The following is an 18,006-nucleotide window of genomic DNA, read 5'->3' as shown; positions in this document are numbered from 1 at the left end:
AACCTCAGAACCTCAGAAGCTCAGAACCTCAGAAGCTCAGAACCTCAGAAGCTCAGAACCTCAGCAACTTAACACCTCCTAAGAAAAAACCACCGTCTTATTGCTATAAACCATCGTTTTTCTTTCTGCATGAAGTTTGATTGCTCTGGCTAGAACGATCCGTTCTAGATCACGACCTTTCATGATGAAGTCTTCAACAGAATGAATATGAGAGACTCTTGCGATATCTTGCTCAATAATCGGACCTTCGTCGAGTTCTTCTGTGACGTAATGACTTGTTGCCCCGATAATCTTTACACCGCGTTTAAAAGCGGAATGGTATGGTTTTGCGCCTGGAAAGGCTGGCAAGAATGAATGATGAATATTGATAATTTTATTTTCGTAAAGCGAAATCAATTTAGGGGTTATGATCTGCATGTAGCGCGCCAAAACTATAAAATTGATTTCATATCTTTTGAGCAATTCTATTTGTCGTGCCTCTCCTTCTTCTTTATTGTCTTTCGTAAAAGGAACATAGTGAAACGGAATGTCAAAGCGTTCCGCCACAGAGCGTAAATCATTATGATTGCTGATGATTAAGGGAATTTCGACACCCAGTTCATCGGCACTGTAACGTCCTAAAATATCAAAAAGACAATGGTCGTATTTGGAAACAAACAAAGCCATTTTTGGTTTTTGTTCCTGATTGTACAAGTCCCAAGACATATTAAAATCACTCGCCAAAGTCTGGCTGAATTCTTCTTTTATGTTTTCGATGCTTCTGTTGTGATTTGAAAATTCACATTCCAAACGCATAAAAAATACATTTTGCTCTCGATCAACATGCTGGTCGATGTAGATAATGTTTCCTTCAACTTTGGCAATAAACGTAGTCACTGCGGCAATAATACCTTTTTGGTCTTTGCAGTGAATTAAGATGGTTATTTTTTGCATTTTTTTGGTTAGTTTTTTTGGTTAGCCACAAAGGCGCTAAGACACTATTTTTTTGAGTTAAGAAACTTAAGAAACTTAGCATCTTAGTAGCTTAGTAGCTTAAGAATTACTTCCCATCCTGCATTGCAAAAACCTTTTGCAACAAAGGCGTTGTTCGTGCAGAAATGTCGTTTCTAATTTCTTTTTCTTCAACAGCAATCATTTTAAATACACCTGTTAGGGCTTGATTTGTGGTATAGTCCGTCAAATCCGGATTTATTTTTTTCACAAGTGGGATAGTGTTGTATTTGGTTATAATTTTTGTCCAGACAGCATCTGCACCTACCTTGGCAAAAGAATTCTTGATTACCGGACTAAATTTTCCGTACAAAGCTGTTGTTGTGCTGTTTTGTAGATAACTTGTAGCGGCGCTGTCGTTCCCTAAAAGGATGTTTTTAGCGTCAGTAAAAGTCATATTCTTAACTGCTGAAACAAAGATTGGAGTAGCTTCTTTTACGGCATCTTCGGCGGCGCGGTTCAGCATTTTGATTCCTTCATCGGCCAGCGAGCTTAAGCCGACTTTGCGCAAAGTGGCGTCAACTTTCTGTAATTCTTCGGGCATTAAGATCTTAACGGCTTCGTTTTTATAAAATCCGTCAACAGCAGTTAATTTGCTTACTTGTTCTGTAATTCCTTTGTTTAGAGCCTCTTTAAGGCCTGCGGCAATGTCTACGTTTCCAGCAGGAAGCTGAGAAGCAATCTGCGGTAACTGATTTAGAATCTGCGGAACCTGAGCACAGGAGTTAAGAGTAAAGGCTATTAAAAGAATAATAATTTTTTTCATTAGAAATGGAGTTTTTATAGGTTTCAAAAGTAACACTTATTCAAAAATAAAGCCATAATTTTATTATTTGTAATGCAAGATTTTGTTTAATAAATAACAGATTTGATTCTAAACAAAAAATCATCTTAAGAAAGATGATTAGATGCGTATTCTAAAATGCTTTTGTTTAGGATTATTTCATGAGCAAATCAATTTCGTCGTCCGTTTTTTCAATATAAACAACCATTTCGCTGTATTTCCATTTCACGCGTTTTGTTCCGGTAACAAAGATGATTCCCGTGCCTTTTGGTCCTTTTATCGGAATTTGGATATTACAGTTCCCAGAATGGTCGTTCACTTGAATTTTTCCTGAAACCATACCGTCGCCTTCTATGGGAGTTCCTAATTGAGCAATAACTTCTTTGTTGATTTTGGCTTTTGCCATTGCATCTTTATAGGCATCCGATTCCTTCATTAGAGAGGTCACGCCAAAAAATATTCCTCCAACAAATAGAACAAAGAGCACAATAATGCTCAGACATCCTGTAGGAACAAACCATTTCCAGTTTCTGTCCCACCAGCTTTTCTTAGGTTGATAATCTTCTTGCATAAATTAAGGGGTAATTAATAGATTTGGGATTTAAGTTTGAAAGATAGTTTTTTCTCTCAAAATTATAAACCAAATTCTTTTAAAATTACCCCTAAAGTTTAAATAAAACTATTTTGAGTGTTTATTGTTCTAATGCTACGCTTAATTCTTTAGTTAATTCAGCATCTTTTTCGTAAACATCTTTAAAGAAACCAATTTCTCCTTTATCATTTACCAACGAGGTAAAATAGGTAATGTAAATAGGCACTTTTTTAGACAATTTAAAACTGTTTTCTACTTTACCAGCCATAGCTTTGTCAATTTTAGCCTGAGTCCATTCTGGATAATCTTGAAGCATAGCCACCGCTAGTTCCTTTGCCATTTTTACGTTGATACAACCATGACTGAACGTTCTTTTTTCGAAATCGAACAATGTTTTAGACGGTGTGTCGTGCATGTAGATATCGTCTGGATTTGGAAACATAAATTTTACCAATCCTAAAGAATTGTCTGGACCTGGTTTTTGTCTTACTTGTCCGTTAACCATTTCCATATTTTTTTCTGCCAGATAATTAGGGTCAGCAGCAATTTTAGACTTCAATTCGTTTTGTACAATACTTTGAGGAACTGTCCAATAAGGGCTGAAAACGATTCGGTCGATTTCACCATTAAAAATGGTTGTCTTAGTTAATGGCGCTCCCACAAATACTGGTGAAGTCAACTGTACTTTTCCGTTTTTTACATACACCAATTCATAAGATGGCACATTTACAAGAACATACTCATCGCTGTTTGCCATTTGCGCTGCAATGGTACGGCATCTCTCCATATTAAGTTTTAAAGTCTGCATTTTTTCAGAAAGTGGCGTATTCATTTCCTGAATATGTTCTTCCGCAAGAATGTAATTCGGTTTAAATCCGTTACGAACTTTATATTTCATGACAGCATCCATCAGCTCGCGATCATAAACATTGCTTTTAGAGTCGCTTTTTAAATCACCCATTAAATACAAATGAGTTCTTACTTGTGCAATAGTGCTAGAAACAGCGTCTGGTCGTAAATCTTTATAAGGACTTTCTTCCGGAACAATGGCTTTCCATTTATGAGATCGATCAAGCTTTTTGTATTTCTTAAGAACATCTTCTAATTTGTAATATTGATCGTACTGCACTTTAACGTCTGCAGAGTTTGAAGCTGTAGCTTCTTCGATTGTACTGTAATTCAAAAAGTCTTTTAACATGGCATCGTATGAGACCTTTTTCTTAGTATCGGAAATGTTTTTTTTGGCGTACACTATATATAATGAACTTAAAAGCATGTCGGCATCTGTTTTAGAAATGCTGTTTTCTGACGAATTGTCAAAAAGTTTATCAATTTCGGCTTGGTACGGAATCGACAAATCATTTGTCTGTTTTGCTTTTTCGTATAAAACAGTACCAAATTCGTTGATTTCATTTTCGTCGTGCCAAATGCTTCCAAGGCTTCTGTGTTTGTATAAAGACATTACATCAGACTTGTATTTTTTTAATTCAGAATACCTCTTGAAGAAGTCATTAGAAATACTTTCTTTTACATTATCATTGTCTGAATTGTAAGAAGAAGTTTTGTTTGTGTTTTTATGTGAAGTATTGTTTTCAATTCTATTAAAAGAAGATACAAAAAAACTCAAACTTAAAATTACGGTGAATAAATTAAATGTTCTCATTTTTTAAAATTTTTACATTATTACTTTTCATTTTCATTACTACTTTTTCATTTAAGTGCCAGGTAAAAATTTGGGGCTTTTCTACAATGCTAAATTACTTTAGGAGTGCTCAAAAGGTGTTTTTTGATTTTATTTAAATGTTTCGAAATTGCCATGTCTTTAAGCTTTCTTTAACTAAATCAATCAGTTACCGGAATTGTTACCCTTTTGGCGTGCGAAATCGATTTATTTTTTGTTAACATAAAGCTATAGTATCAATCAAATGTTAAAATATTTTGTAAATTGCCTCCATAAAATTATCATATTCATAAAATGGAACAACAAATACCATATATTCCTAAAAATAAAGTAAGAATTGTTACTGCTGCTTCGCTTTTTGACGGACATGATGCTGCCATTAATATCATGCGCCGTATCATTCAGTCCACAGGAGTTGAAGTAATTCACTTGGGTCACGATAGAAGTGTTGAAGAAGTGGTAAACACCGCCATTCAAGAAGATGCGAATGCTATTGCGATGACTTCCTATCAAGGAGGACATAATGAATACTTTAAATATATGTACGATCTGCTTCACGAAAAAGGAGCAGGACACATTAAAATCTTCGGAGGAGGAGGAGGTGTAATTCTGCCAAGCGAAATTGAAGAATTACATGAATATGGTATTACCAGAATTTATTCTCCGGATGACGGCCGTTCTCTTGGTTTACAGGGAATGATTAATGATTTGGTACAACGTGCCGATTTTCCTATTGGAGATAAATTAAATGGAGAAATCGATCATATCGAAAGCAAAACGCCAACAGCCATTGCCCGTTTGATTTCTTCTGCAGAAAATTTTCCTGAAATTGCAAAAACAGCTTTTGATAAAATTCACGAAATTAATTCTAGTTCTAAAATTCCGGTTTTAGGAATTACAGGAACGGGCGGTGCCGGAAAATCATCTTTGGTTGACGAATTAGTGCGTCGTTTTCTAATTGATTTCCCAGAAAAAACAATCGGATTGATTTCTGTCGATCCTTCTAAGAGAAAAACAGGAGGAGCGCTTTTAGGAGACAGAATCCGTATGAATGCGATTAATAATCCTCGTGTATATATGCGTTCGCTGGCGACACGTCAGTCGAATTTGGCTTTGTCTAAGTATGTAGCCGAAGCAATTCAGGTTTTGAAAGCGGCAAAATACGATTTGATTATTTTAGAAACTTCAGGAATCGGGCAGTCTGATACGGAGATTATGGATCATTCAGACGTTTCTTTATATGTAATGACACCCGAATTTGGTGCAGCAACACAATTAGAGAAAATCGATATGTTAGATTTTGCCGATTTAGTGGCTTTAAACAAATTTGATAAACGTGGAGCGCTTGATGCATTGCGTGATGTAAAAAAACAATATCAGCGCAATCATGGTCTTTGGGATAAAAGTCCAGACGAAATGCCGGTTTTTGGAACAATTGCTTCGCAGTTTAACGACCCAGGAATGAATACGCTTTACAAAGCGATTATGGATAAGGTGGTTGAAAAAACCGATTCTGACTTAAAATCGACTTTTGAAATCACCAAAGAAATGAGCGAGAAAATATTCGTGATTCCGCCAGGAAGAACACGTTATTTATCTGAAATCGCTGAGAATAATAGAACTTATGATGAAACGGCAACTGCACAGCAAAAAGTTGCTCAAAAATTATACGGAATTTTCAAAACCATAGAATCGGTTTCTGGAAAAGTTCCTCAAATTACAAAAGCGGGAATCGACGATTCGACTGTTTTACCAAGCGGAATTGCGGAACACGACGAAAATAGAATCTTCTTAAATCTTTTACTAAATCAATTCGATAAAGTAAAAATGGATTTGGATCCGTACAATTGGGAAATTATCCTGAATTGGGCAGATAAAGTAGCGAAATATAAAAATCCAGTTTATTCGTTTAAAGTTCGTGATAAAGAAATCAAAATCGCGACACATTCTGAAAGTTTATCACATTTACAGATTCCGAAAATTGCTTTACCTAAATATGAAGGTTGGGGCGATATTCTGCGTTGGAATCTACAGGAAAATGTTCCTGGAGAATTTCCTTTTGCTTCGGGACTTTATCCGTTTAAACGCGAAGGCGAAGATCCGTCAAGAATGTTTGCGGGCGAGGGTGGACCAGAAAGAACCAATAAACGTTTTCATTATGTAAGTGCAGGAATGCCGGCAAAACGCCTTTCAACCGCTTTTGACAGTGTAACCTTATACGGAAATGATCCAGATTTGCGCCCAGATATTTACGGGAAAATTGGTAATGCAGGAGTTTCGATCTGCTGCCTAGACGATGCTAAAAAACTGTATTCAGGTTTCGATTTGGTTCATGCTTTGACTTCGGTAAGTATGACGATCAACGGACCTGCGCCAATGCTGTTAGGTTTCTTTATGAATGCCGCAATAGATCAGCAATGTGAGATTTACATTAAAGAAAATGGTTTAGAAAAGGAAGTTGAAGCCAAAATCGGCAAACTCTATAAAGAAAAGGGAATCGATAGGCCGAAATACCAAGGCGAACTTCCAGCAGGAAACAATGGTTTAGGATTAATGCTTTTGGGTGTTACGGGAGATCAGGTTTTACCTTTGGAAGTTTATAACGAAATAAAAGCCAAAACCTTATCACAAGTTCGTGGAACAGTTCAGGCCGATATTTTAAAAGAAGATCAGGCACAGAATACTTGTATTTTCTCAACTGAATTTGCATTACGATTAATGGGCGACGTTCAGGAATATTTCATCAATAAAAACGTTCGTAATTTCTATTCGGTTTCGATTTCAGGATATCATATTGCCGAGGCAGGAGCAAACCCAATTACACAATTGGCATTTACGCTTTCAAATGGTTTCACTTACGTGGAATATTATTTGAGCCGTGGCATGAACATCAACGATTTTGGACCAAACTTATCATTCTTCTTCTCCAACGGAGTAGATCCAGAATATTCAGTAATTGGTCGTGTGGCACGTAAGATTTGGGCAAAAGCCATGAAAAATAAATACGGAGCCAACGAAAGAGCACAAATGCTGAAATACCATATTCAGACTTCGGGACGTTCGTTACATGCTCAGGAAATTGATTTCAACGATATCAGAACCACATTACAAGCTTTGTATGCGATTTACGACAACTGTAATTCATTGCATACCAACGCTTACGATGAAGCGATTACAACACCAACAGAAGAATCGGTGCGTCGTGCGATGGCCATTCAGTTGATTATCAATAAAGAATTAGGTTTGGCGAAAAACGAAAATCCAATTCAAGGTTCGTTTATCATCGAAGAATTAACCGATTTGGTTGAAGAAGCCGTTTTACAGGAATTTGACAGAATTACAGAAAGAGGAGGAGTTTTGGGCGCAATGGAAACGATGTACCAGCGTTCTAAAATCCAAGAAGAGAGTTTGTATTACGAAACCCTAAAACACAACGGAGATTTCCCAATTGTGGGTGTAAACACTTTCTTGAGTTCAAAAGGTTCGCCAACTGTAATTCCGGCAGAAGTTATTCGTGCTACAGAAGAAGAAAAACAATACCAGATTACGATGCTGGATAATTTGCATAATTTCCACGAAGCAAAAGTAAACGAGCATTTAAATGCTTTACAGCAAGCAGCCATTAAAAACGAAAACTTATTCGATTATTTAATGGAAGCTACAAAGGTTTGTTCTTTAGGACAGATTACTTCGGCGTTGTTTGAGGTTGGTGGGCAGTATAGAAGGAATATGTAGAAATTTCTTTTATGAAGATGGTTGGTTTAGTCAAGATGCTAAATTAGAAATATTTATTTGGATAACTGATAAAAAGAAAAATGAGTAAAAAAGTAATAGTATTTCTTAGTTTGATATTTCTTTTTGGTTGTACTAAAGAGAAAAGTGATATTGTTCCTAGTGAATATATACCGATTGATAATGAAAATAAGATTTCAGCTTATAATTATAATGGAAATTTAGAAGTTTATATTCCTGTAAATTTAGATAATGAACAGTTAGTTTTAAAAAAATACTCAGAATTAATATTAATTGTAAGAAATAAATGGAAGTTTTCAACTATAAATATTGAAGTTTTAAATGGATCAATGAACGTCAATTTTGTTAATAAAATAAAAAAAATAAATAGTAAATTGTTTTTGATTAATGACTTGCTTTACACTTATGATGCAGATGGAATTTTTATAAATTTCCCCGCTAGCGCGAGCGTCCCGCTCGTGAACGCAATGTAATGAACGAGCGTGACACTCGCGCCAGCAAAAAAAATCCCATTGTCAAATATAGCCCGTGGTTTCAACCACGGTTACACAAAGATAGAAAGACAATATTGCGTTCCTGCGGTTGAAACCGAAAGCTATGTTTTCAATTTGGGCTGAAAAATTTTGAGAAACTCCGCAAAAGTATTTAGCCAATCTTTGTAGAGTGTGATTTATCCCTTCTTTCGATGACAAGATTGCGTAAAAACTTAGCAATTTAGCGCCTTTGCGAGATTTAAGCGTTAGAATTTTCATTTAACATCTACAACTAAAAATAATTCAACAGTCTCACTCACTGCAGCAACACAAAAAATCCTATTATCAAATATAGCCCGTGGTTTCAACCACGGGGAGACAGGGAAGGAAAGACAATATTACGTTCCTGCGGTTGAAACCGCAGGCTATGTTTTTAAATTGGGCTGAAAAATTTTGATAAACTCCTCAAGTATTTAGCCAATCTTTGTAGAGTTTCTCTTGTGATTTCTCCTCCGTCGAAATGACAAGATTGCATAAAAGACTTAGCGGCTTAGCGCCTTTGCGAGATTTTTAGCGTTAGAACTTTCACCTTTGCATCTACAAATAGAAATAATTCAACAGTCTCACTCACTCCAGCAACATAAAAAATCCTATTATCAAATATAGCCCGTGGTTTCAACCACGGGTACACAAGGAGGGAAGCGATAGTATTTAAATTGTAAATTAACTAACTTTAAGTTCTATCTTAATTAGATTATGACAATCCAGCAATATATAGAACAAATCAAAACTTCAGGAAATCTAAATCAAAATACTGATTTGGAGAATATCGTTGTTAAAATCAAAGGTTTTCAATTCAGGATAGAAAATCTTATTGAAAATCAAAAGCTAAACCCAGAAATTATTTCTAAAATAGAAAAAGCGTTAAACCTGATTTACATAAAAGAGGAAAATACAAATGTCTGTTTAGCCAATAGCGATGAGGTAAGACCAGAGTTCAGGCAAAGTTTCAAAACACTAGATTTATTGGATTATATTAATGCTTTCGCCCGTTCTGCATTATACAAAGAATTACATCAAATAATTATGGGGCGGGAAACAGCAGTCTTTTGGAAAATAGCTAAAATGGGATCTGATTTAAGAAAAGCAGAAAAATAAAAAAAGCATTGGCCGAAACCAATGCTCTTTTAAATCTTTTTCAGGGCAAAAAAAGTGGCTTAACGACGGAATCCTGGACTTTCGTTTACAGATTCATCTAACTTAACTGTTTTTACCTTTTTGGCAGCAACTTTAATTTCGTGTTTCGAAACTTTGTCGTTTGCTTTCACTTCTAGAACATAAGTCCCAGCAGGAAAACTTTCTAAACTAATCGTTTTAGAAACTTCCAATTTGTTTGCTGCAGACTCTCCAGCATAAAGTAAATTGTGATTTTCGTCATAGATAGAAAAAGAAGAATTGTCAACCGTAAAGCTGACTACTTTTCCGTTTCCGGTTTTGATGTTTAAAATATAATCACCTTTTCCATCAATGGCATAAGTAAATACTGTTGCTAAAAAAAAGGCAGCAACTAAACCTGTTTTGGTAAATTTTGTCATGTTTTTTTTTATTGTTATTACTAAATGTGGAACGTCCAAAACTACAAATACAAATTTAATTTTTAGCAAAAAAAGCACCTTTTTTGAGCGATAAAATGCTGAATTAAAACTGTTTCTGAGCTTTGTCTACGCTATGTACGTAAACACGGGGCTTGCGGATTTACTTGCGATGAAATTTTTTTTAACATAAAAAACAACTTCAAAACAATTATTAAGAATAATTTTTCAAAATGTTAAAGAGGGTATTTTTTTATTCGATTAAAAGCAAAAAAAAACAGCTCAGTAACCACAAAGAGCTGTTTTAAAACTTTCAAAGTTTTTTAACTTACTAACTATCTAACCTCATTATACTTTATGAGAGTATAATATTTTTAGCGTGCTGCCACACTGCTATTTTTTACAAAACCTGGCTTGTAAACAGATGAAACAGCATTTCTTGATAAAAGAGATTGCTCGTCGTTTACTGTGATTTCGTATTTCGCTTTTTTAATATTGTCTTCTACTTCCAAATAGTAAGTTCCTTCTGGAAACTCTTCTAAGCTGAAAGTTCTTAGAATTCCTTCTTTACCAGATGCGTTTTCAGCATAAAGTAATGTTCCGTCTTTGTCATAAATAGCTAAACTGGCTTTCTGCGTTTTGTTAAGCGCGAAAGTGATCATTTTTCCATTAGCTTTTAATACATGAAGATTAAACTCTCCAGTTCCATCAATTGCGTAAGTGCTAATTCCTGAGAAAAGCAACGCTGCCGCTAAACTTAATTTTGCAATCTTTTTCATGGTACTTAGTTTTTAAAATTAATAGTTCTAATTCTCTGATGCTAAATTACTTATGTTGTAAGTAAAAAATCACAACTGTATTTTCCGATTTATATGCTATATTCTCATTTACGAAACCGTTATAGGTTAAAATTTGAATTATATCTATCGTTTTGGCTATTTAGGCTATTATTTTTCAACGTTTTTGGTGATTTTTAGTTTACATTGAGGTAATGATTTCTTTAAAAATGTAGGAATTTCGTTTTTTTGGAGTTACTAAGGTTCTAAGATTCTAAGTTGCTAAGTTTTTTATCTGTCTGATGATTTAACCGCAATGGCGCAAAGGAAAAGCGCAAAGTTCGCAAATCTATAACTTGCGAACTTTGCGCCTTTACATAAAAAAAACACAAAGTCCGCAGAGCTTATAATAACTTTGCGGACTTTGCGTAAATTTTGAGCCTGTACGGTTTAAAAAAACTTTGCGCCTTTGCGCCTTCGTGGCAATAAAAAAAAGCAAAAAAAAACAGCTCAGTAACCACAAAGAGCTGTTTTAAAACTTTTGAAAGTTTTTAACTTACTAACTATCTAACCTCACTTTTATACTGTATTAGAGTATAAAACTTTAAAGTGCTGTGAAGAGTACACTTTATTTTTGAACCGCTGCAATTAGTAAAGAGTCGCTGTACCTTTAGAAGACAATACAGAACTGTTTGCATTTACAGTGATTTCATATTTTACTTTTTTGAAGCTGTCAGCCACTTCAAGGTAATATTTTCCTTGTGGGAATTCCTCCAGGCTGAAGTTTCTTAAGATTCCTTCTTTTCCAGAAGCGTTTTCAGTGTATAATACGTTTCCGTTTGCATCATAAATACTGATAACCGCTTTTTGCAGTTGGTTGATTCCAAAAGTTATCGTTTTTCCGTTTCCTTTCAATACATGAAAGTTAAGAGCTTCGTTTCCATCAATTGCGTAAGTACTCATTCCTGTAAAAAGCACCGCGCATACTAAACTTAATTTTAAAACCTTTTTCATATTCTTTCTTCTTTAAATTCTTAGTTCATTTTTCTGATGTAAAATTACTTCAGAAGCTGTGTTATTTTAACAACTGTATTTTCCGATTTATATGCTATATTCTCATTTACGAAACCGTTATAGGTTAAAATTTGCGTTTAATGTGATGTTTTTGTTAATTCGCTTGTTATTCTTCAAAGTTTTTGTAAAATTAAATGTTCCGCAATTGTCCCGATTTCTTACAAAAATGATTTATCCATATAAAAAATGATTTGAAAATGCGATATCTTAAAAAAATCTCCAATAAAAAAATGAGTCGTGTAAAAAAGGATCTTTTTAAAGAAAAGAGACAATTCGCCTAAAACTTGAATTCCGTGCAATATTCTCAGTTTTGAAACGCTGAGAAGCTGAAATTTGAATTATTTTTATCGTTTTGCTTAATTCGATTGTTATTTTTTAATGTTTTAGCGTGGTTGGTTCTGAGGTTCTTAGTTCTGAGGTTCTGAGGTTCTTATTTCTGAGGTTCTGAGGTTCTGAGGTTCTCAGTTCTGGGATGCTGAGGTTCTGAGATTGCGCTTTTTTGCTTTTTATGCTTGGATATAAAAAGGCTGCGTTTTAACCCATTGTGCGAAACTATTTTTCAATCTACTAAATCAGCTTATACATAAATCGGTCTAAATCTGCTTCAATCTGTTTAGATCTGCGTGAAAATTTATAAGTAAAGGATTTCGCGCAGATTTTAAGGATTTAAGCAAATCAAATTAGATTTTTAATTCCGAAATGAAGCTATTTTTGTTCTATTTCAAACACAAGTTGCGTTTTAAAAAAAAAACTTAGCGCCTTTGCGCCTTCGTGGCAATAAAAAAAAGCAAAAAAAAACAGCTCAGTAACCACAAAGAGCTGTTTTAAAACTTTTGAAAGTTTTTAACTTACTAACTATCTAACCTCACTTTTATACTGTATTAGAGTATAAAACTTTAAAGTGCTGTGAAGAGTACACTTTATTTTTGAACCGCTGCAATTAGTAAAGAGTCGCTGTACCTTTAGAAGACAATACAGAACTGTTTGCATTTACAGTGATTTCATATTTTACTTTTTTGAAGCTGTCAGCCACTTCAAGGTAATATTTTCCTTGTGGGAATTCCTCCAGGCTGAAGTTTCTTAAGATTCCTTCTTTTCCAGAAGCGTTTTCAGTGTATAATACGTTTCCGTTTGCATCATAAATACTGATAACCGCTTTTTGCAGTTGGTTGATTCCAAAAGTTATCGTTTTTCCGTTTCCTTTCAATACATGAAAGTTAAGAGCTTCGTTTCCATCAATTGCGTAAGTACTCATTCCTGTAAAAAGCACCGCGCATACTAAACTTAATTTTAAAACCTTTTTCATATTCTTTCTTCTTTAAATTCTTAGTTCATTTTTCTGATGTAAAATTACTTCAGAAGCTGTGTTATTTTAACAACTGTATTTTCCGATTTATATGCTATATTCTCATTTACGAAACCGTTATAGGTTAAAATTTGCGTTTAATGTGATGTTTTTGTTAATTCGCTTGTTATTCTTCAAAGTTTTTGTAAAATTAAATGTTCCGCAATTGTCCCGATTTCTTACAAAAATGATTTATCCATATAAAAAATGATTTGAAAATGCGATATCTTAAAAAAATCTTCAATAAAAAAATGAGTCGTGTAAAAAACGGCTTTTTTGTAAAAAATTGATAATCGCTTAAAACTTTAATTTCATGCAATATTCTTAGTTGCGAAACCGTTGTAGGTTAAAATTTGAATTATTTTAGGTATTTTTGTTAATTTTGCTATTATTTTTTAAAGAATTTTATCATGAAGACAATTGCCCCAGCTCTTGAAGTGATAACTAACTCCTACGGAAGTTCTTTTACCTACACGAAACACGCCGAAAAGACCAATAGCAAAGCTCATTTATGGCATTATCATCCTGAGATTGAGTTGGTTTATATAAACGGTGGAGCGGGCAAAAGACAGATAGGAAGCCATGTTTCCTATTACACAAATGGAAGTTTGTTGCTTATTGGAGCCAATTTGCCGCATTGCGGCTTTACGAATGAACAGACGGGTAACACAAACGAAACAGTTATTCATATAAAACCTGAGTTTTTGGGAAGCGATTTTTTTGCCGCTCCCGAAATGAAAAAAGTTCAGAATATTCTAAATCAGTCCAAGGGCGGCATTGCGTTTGGCGGAGAAACCAAAAAGCGAATTGGAAAGAAAATCGAAATGATGGAAAACCAACTCCCGTTTGAGCGTTTGATGACGCTTTTGTCTGTCTTAGATGAATTGGATTCTTCTGAAGAATACACGGTCCTAAACGCCGACGGATTCTCGCTTGAAATGAAAACACAAGATAATGACCGTATCAATGTGGTCTTTAATTATGTAAAAGATCATTTTCAAGAATCGATTTCTATCGACGAGGTTTCGAGTCTTGTAAGTATGACCACGCCTTCGTTTTGTCGTTATTTTAAAAAGATATCAAACAAAACTTTTACAGAATTTGTAAACGAATACCGTTTGGTGCACGCATCTAAACTTTTGGCAGAACAGCCTTTAAGTATAAACGAAGTTTGCTACGAAAGCGGTTTTAATAATTTCAGTCACTTTAGTAAATCGTTTAAACAATATACGGGTAAAAGTGCTTCTCAATATCGTCACGAGCATAAGATAATAATCAGCTAGTTTTCTGTTTAGCCACGAATTACACGAATTAGCACGAATTAAATTTGTAATTAATAAAAAAGATAATCCGATCAATCCACGACTGATCGGATTTTTTATTTCATTTAAGGAGTTGTTGTTATTTGTTTTGCTTTTAGAGTAACTCAAGTTAATTAGTGGAAATTAGTGTAATTCGTGGCATCAAAAACCAGTCGGATTTTTCATATATTCTAATCTGAAAAAAGGTATATTTACAAACCCTAATCAGAAAAAAAGAATAAAATGAGAAAAATCAAAATGCTCCTTGTTGTATTTTTGCTTTGCATGTCATCCACTTATGCCGCAAAGGTAGATACGTTACAGATTGCTAGTACAGCCATGAGTAAGACTTACAAATCGGCGGTAGTTTTACCAAATTCCTATTCAAAAAGTAAAACCGCTTTTCCGGTAATGTATCTGCTTCATGGTGCTTACGGACATTTTGGCGACTGGCTGAAAAATACTCCAAACAAAAAACTGGTTCACAATTTATCGGATCAATACAATATTATTATCGTAATGCCAGAAGGAGAAACATTTAGTTTCTATTTGGACAGTCCGGTGAATACGGAAAGTCAGTTTGAGACTTTTATCACTCAAGAAGTAATTCAGAAAGTAGATAAAACATATAAAACTATTGCCAATAAAAACGGAAGAGTCATTACTGGACTTTCGATGGGAGGCCACGGAGCGTTATATCTTTCTGCGAAACATCCCGATTTGTTTTGCGCGGCCGGAAGCATGAGCGGTGCCGTAGATATGAGTACGATGCTAAACAGAGATTCTTCTGCTCAGGTTGTGAAATTAATGCAACCTGTTTTTGGAGACAAAAGCAGCAGTACAGAGATGTATGAGCAACACGCCGTTTTAAGAATGGTCGATAAAATCAAAGCCAACAAACTTCCTTTAATAATTGATTGCGGCGTAGACGATTTCTTGATAGAGCCTAACAGAGAATTGCACAGAAGGCTGGTATATTCAAAAGTAGATCACGACTATACGGAGCGTCCTGGAGCGCATACTTGGGAGTATTGGGAGAATTCTTTACCGTATCATGTATTATTTTTCAATAAAATATTTCTTAAAAATCAACAGGTTGCAAAAAAATAAAGTGCTTTCTAATGTAAAATTAATCAGAATTGCTTTTTTTGGTTTGATTTTTGGAATACCTTTATATATATAAACCTTAAAAAAGATATAATTATGAAAAAGATACTTACCTTATTTGCTGTTGTTGGGTTATTTGCATTTTCAAGTTGTTCGGATGATGATAATGTTGTAGATACAAATACAATTAGTGAAGTTTTTCAGCTTAATAATGTTGATTTTGGCTATAATGCTCAAGATGGATTTAATATTTATACAGATTTAAATCCTTTGCTTTTTAATGAGGATGTGATTTTAATTTACAGAAGAATTGGATCAATAAATGGTACTGGCGCTCCGATATGGCAACAAATTCCGCGAACTATTTATTTGCCTCAAGGGGAGCTTGATTATGATTTTGATTTTAGTAATGAACATGTTATAATTTACGCCAGAGGAAATTATGATTTGGAGTTAACTCCACAATATTTAGATAATCAAACTTTTAGAATTGTTATTGTTCCTGGTTCTCCTAATGGTTCTGCTAAATCAATAAATAAAGAAGATTTTTCAGATTACAATGCTGTTATTAAAAGATATGGAATCGATGATAGTAAAGTGAAAGTTTTAAAATAACAAAAAAGGAAATCGAAAGATTTCCTTTTTTGTTTTTTATTTAATTACTTTTTATAAATGTTACTTTTGTGCTTCTACGGTCTCCAGTATCAAAATTTACAAAATATGTTCCTAATGGTAGGCTGGATACATCCATGCTGATTTTGGTAGGACTGATAATAGAATAGTTATTTGAGTTTACTACCATGCCATTTACGTCAAAGATGGTTACTGATTTAGAGCTTATATTAAAAAAAATGTCTCCCTTCTTATTTTCAATATTAATAACTGAAGTGGCTGGATTTGGGTAGGCAATTAGGCTTGGCTCCGTACTTTGATTTGTTGAGGATGATAAATTTATTTCGTTGCTGTAAGAATATTTGCCATTAGACTTTTGCGGCTCAGTCACTCTTCTATAATTATATGTGATTGGAGTTGTCCATGTTACTTTGCCTGGATTACGACGGTCACTAACAGAAACAACTGTGAGAGAAGGTGGGAGATAATCTTTTGATGTTGCTCCAGGGATGTTTGTCCAATTACTCATTTTACCACCATCATTATTGTCAATCGATTGACTTTGCCATTGATATTTTAAAAATTGATCTACTTCTGGTGTAGCTTGTGAACCGTTAATAAGCTCAGGAGATTCAATTGTTCCTGAATTTATCATTAGAGTCTGGTCACAGCAAATTGTATTGTTATTGCGTATTGTTCTATATACTATTTTTAAAGTGTTGCTAACTTTTTTAATATTTTGATAAATAGCAATTCTTCTTACCATGTAATAATTGTCTTCTGTAGTAGATACATCTGATGGCGTAAAGAATTCAAGCGAAGCATTATTTTCGCCACTGATTATTGTCCAGTTTTTTAATCCTAAAGCAACATTTGTTTTGGTATATTCCCATTCGAATTTTTCTATTCGGGCAAAATTATCACCTCTTTGAGGTGTGTGAAAAGGATTCTGTAAAATATTTAAATTTACTTCTGCAGGCTGGCTTGTTCCAATTATTTTTTTGGGATTAGTATCAGTGATTTCGAAAAAATCATTCTCATTTAAAGATGCATCTAATGATATTTCATTTTTGACTATTGGAGAGGGAACAACTGTTACTGTTACTGTATTGCTTTTGTTAGGATATTCGTTACCATAAACATAACCAAGGCTTCTTGTATAGGTAAAGCTTCCAAGAGAATTCATGTAATCTAGTGTTAGGACTTGATTAATAAAGTCTATTCCTGAAGTTTGTGTATCACTTTCCCATTTGGCATTAATTCCATATGGTAATCCATTATAAGGATTTAGGTATTGAGTTCCGGTAATTGGTTGTGGTTTTTCGCCTAGTCTAATGGTTTGATTACAACATAAGGTATTTGTTATGTTTCTAGGATTTGGAGCGTCAGCAGGAGGGTTTAAAGTTGTTCCTGATGTCATTGTTGAGTTTTTGATAACTGCTAAATTAGAGCTTCGGTAAACAACACCGCTAGGTGTTTTGTATTCAGCGAAGATAAATCCTCCAGAAATAAAAAAGTCATTCCAATGTAAATTTATTGTAAAGCTTGCGTTTGCAGTTTTTCCTCCTCCAAAATAAAGACTTCCTCCATCGCCTCCAGCTGCTATGTTTGCATTTGAGGTGCCGAGAATCGAATAGTAAATTTTAAGTGTTCCCTGATCTCCGACAGCTACATTGCTGGGAATTTGAACTTTAACGCCTAAGGTAATAGTTGAAGTTGGTACAGAACCTAAATTGATTGGGCCAGAACTTACATTTGCGCCATTTACGCCAGTAGGGGTTAGTGTAACTGTTTGAGAAAATAAAAAATTGTTGAGCATCAATATTAATGCTAGGATTAAGTAATTTTTTTTCATGATTGTAATTTAAACTAAAATTAAAAGCCTAAAGTAGTTGTTTTTAGTGTAAATTACATCGTTTTATAATT

15 protein-coding genes are annotated in these 18,006 nt (G+C 34.3%); 6 read left to right on the top strand and 9 right to left on the bottom strand.

Going from position 1 to position 18,006, the window contains the following annotated elements; translation table 11 throughout:
* Positions 1 to 78: 78 nt before the first annotated feature.
* From purU to E0W73_RS04890, 4 genes are all read right to left on the bottom strand, one after another.
* Positions 79 to 933 carry a formyltetrahydrofolate deformylase gene (purU, locus tag E0W73_RS04905; RefSeq protein WP_135220977.1) on the bottom strand — a complete coding sequence of 285 codons (855 nt, stop codon included), beginning with the start codon at positions 931 to 933 and terminating at the stop codon, positions 79 to 81.
* Positions 934 to 1,039: 106 nt separating this feature from the next.
* Positions 1,040 to 1,756 (bottom strand): DUF4197 domain-containing protein, encoded by a 717-nt coding sequence (locus E0W73_RS04900; RefSeq protein WP_135220976.1) that lies wholly within the window; start codon positions 1,754 to 1,756, stop codon positions 1,040 to 1,042.
* Between the two features lie 172 nt (positions 1,757 to 1,928).
* Positions 1,929 to 2,345 (bottom strand): cytochrome c oxidase assembly factor Coa1 family protein, encoded by a 417-nt coding sequence (locus E0W73_RS04895; RefSeq protein ID WP_135220975.1) that lies wholly within the window; start codon positions 2,343 to 2,345, stop codon positions 1,929 to 1,931.
* A 121-nt stretch (positions 2,346 to 2,466) separates the two neighbouring features.
* Positions 2,467 to 4,029: a L,D-transpeptidase family protein gene (locus E0W73_RS04890; protein ID WP_135220974.1), complete on the bottom strand. Its 1,563-nt coding sequence runs from the start codon at positions 4,027 to 4,029 to the stop codon at positions 2,467 to 2,469.
* 312 nt (positions 4,030 to 4,341) lie between these two features.
* Here E0W73_RS04890 and E0W73_RS04885 point away from each other — a divergent pair, with 312 nt between their 5' ends.
* The 3 genes from E0W73_RS04885 to E0W73_RS04875 all read left to right on the top strand — a co-directional run bounded on the left by E0W73_RS04885 (position 4,342) and on the right by E0W73_RS04875 (position 9,431).
* Positions 4,342 to 7,782 (top strand): methylmalonyl-CoA mutase family protein, encoded by a 3,441-nt coding sequence (locus E0W73_RS04885; RefSeq protein WP_135220973.1) that lies wholly within the window; start codon positions 4,342 to 4,344, stop codon positions 7,780 to 7,782.
* 80 nt (positions 7,783 to 7,862) lie between these two features.
* Positions 7,863 to 8,273 carry a hypothetical protein gene (locus E0W73_RS04880; protein ID WP_135220972.1) on the top strand — a complete coding sequence of 137 codons (411 nt, stop codon included), beginning with the start codon at positions 7,863 to 7,865 and terminating at the stop codon, positions 8,271 to 8,273.
* Positions 8,274 to 9,092: 819 nt separating this feature from the next.
* A complete protein-coding gene (locus tag E0W73_RS04875) occupies positions 9,093 to 9,431 on the top strand; it encodes a hypothetical protein (RefSeq protein ID WP_135220971.1) in 339 nt (112 codons plus the stop codon).
* Positions 9,432 to 9,490: 59 nt separating this feature from the next.
* Here the strand turns inward: E0W73_RS04875 and E0W73_RS04870 are convergent, their stop codons facing one another.
* The 4 genes from E0W73_RS04870 to E0W73_RS04855 form a co-directional block, all read right to left on the bottom strand.
* The gene (locus tag E0W73_RS04870; protein ID WP_135220970.1) at positions 9,491 to 9,868 is read right to left on the bottom strand and encodes a secretion protein; all 378 of its coding nucleotides are present in this window, start codon (positions 9,866 to 9,868) and stop codon (positions 9,491 to 9,493) included.
* A gap of 371 nt (positions 9,869 to 10,239) precedes the next feature.
* Entirely contained in the window at positions 10,240 to 10,644 is a 405-nt protein-coding gene (locus tag E0W73_RS04865) for a secretion protein (RefSeq protein WP_135220969.1), read from the bottom strand.
* 645 nt (positions 10,645 to 11,289) lie between these two features.
* Positions 11,290 to 11,655, bottom strand: coding sequence for a DUF3244 domain-containing protein (locus E0W73_RS04860; protein ID WP_135220968.1), 366 nt, complete (start codon positions 11,653 to 11,655; stop codon positions 11,290 to 11,292).
* 1,000 nt (positions 11,656 to 12,655) lie between these two features.
* Entirely contained in the window at positions 12,656 to 13,021 is a 366-nt protein-coding gene (locus tag E0W73_RS04855) for a DUF3244 domain-containing protein (RefSeq protein ID WP_135220968.1), read from the bottom strand.
* A gap of 449 nt (positions 13,022 to 13,470) precedes the next feature.
* Here E0W73_RS04855 and E0W73_RS04850 point away from each other — a divergent pair, with 449 nt between their 5' ends.
* The 3 genes from E0W73_RS04850 to E0W73_RS04840 all read left to right on the top strand — a co-directional run bounded on the left by E0W73_RS04850 (position 13,471) and on the right by E0W73_RS04840 (position 16,083).
* On the top strand, positions 13,471 to 14,343 hold the full coding sequence (locus tag E0W73_RS04850; RefSeq protein ID WP_135220967.1) for an AraC family transcriptional regulator: 873 nt from the start codon (positions 13,471 to 13,473) through the stop codon (positions 14,341 to 14,343).
* Positions 14,344 to 14,604: 261 nt separating this feature from the next.
* On the top strand, positions 14,605 to 15,471 hold the full coding sequence (locus E0W73_RS04845; protein WP_135220966.1) for an alpha/beta hydrolase: 867 nt from the start codon (positions 14,605 to 14,607) through the stop codon (positions 15,469 to 15,471).
* A 93-nt stretch (positions 15,472 to 15,564) separates the two neighbouring features.
* The gene (locus tag E0W73_RS04840; protein WP_135220965.1) at positions 15,565 to 16,083 is read left to right on the top strand and encodes a hypothetical protein; all 519 of its coding nucleotides are present in this window, start codon (positions 15,565 to 15,567) and stop codon (positions 16,081 to 16,083) included.
* A 40-nt stretch (positions 16,084 to 16,123) separates the two neighbouring features.
* On the opposite strand, the gene E0W73_RS04835 is transcribed toward E0W73_RS04840, so the two are convergent.
* On the bottom strand, positions 16,124 to 17,935 hold the full coding sequence (locus E0W73_RS04835) for a T9SS type A sorting domain-containing protein (RefSeq protein ID WP_135220964.1): 1,812 nt from the start codon (positions 17,933 to 17,935) through the stop codon (positions 16,124 to 16,126).
* Positions 17,936 to 18,006 lie beyond the last annotated feature (71 nt).

The sequence above is a fragment of the Flavobacterium foetidum genome, from assembly GCF_004634245.1.
GTDB classification, from domain to species: Bacteria; Bacteroidota; Bacteroidia; order Flavobacteriales; family Flavobacteriaceae; genus Flavobacterium; species Flavobacterium foetidum.
This window is presented reverse-complemented; position numbering and strand designations above follow the sequence as displayed.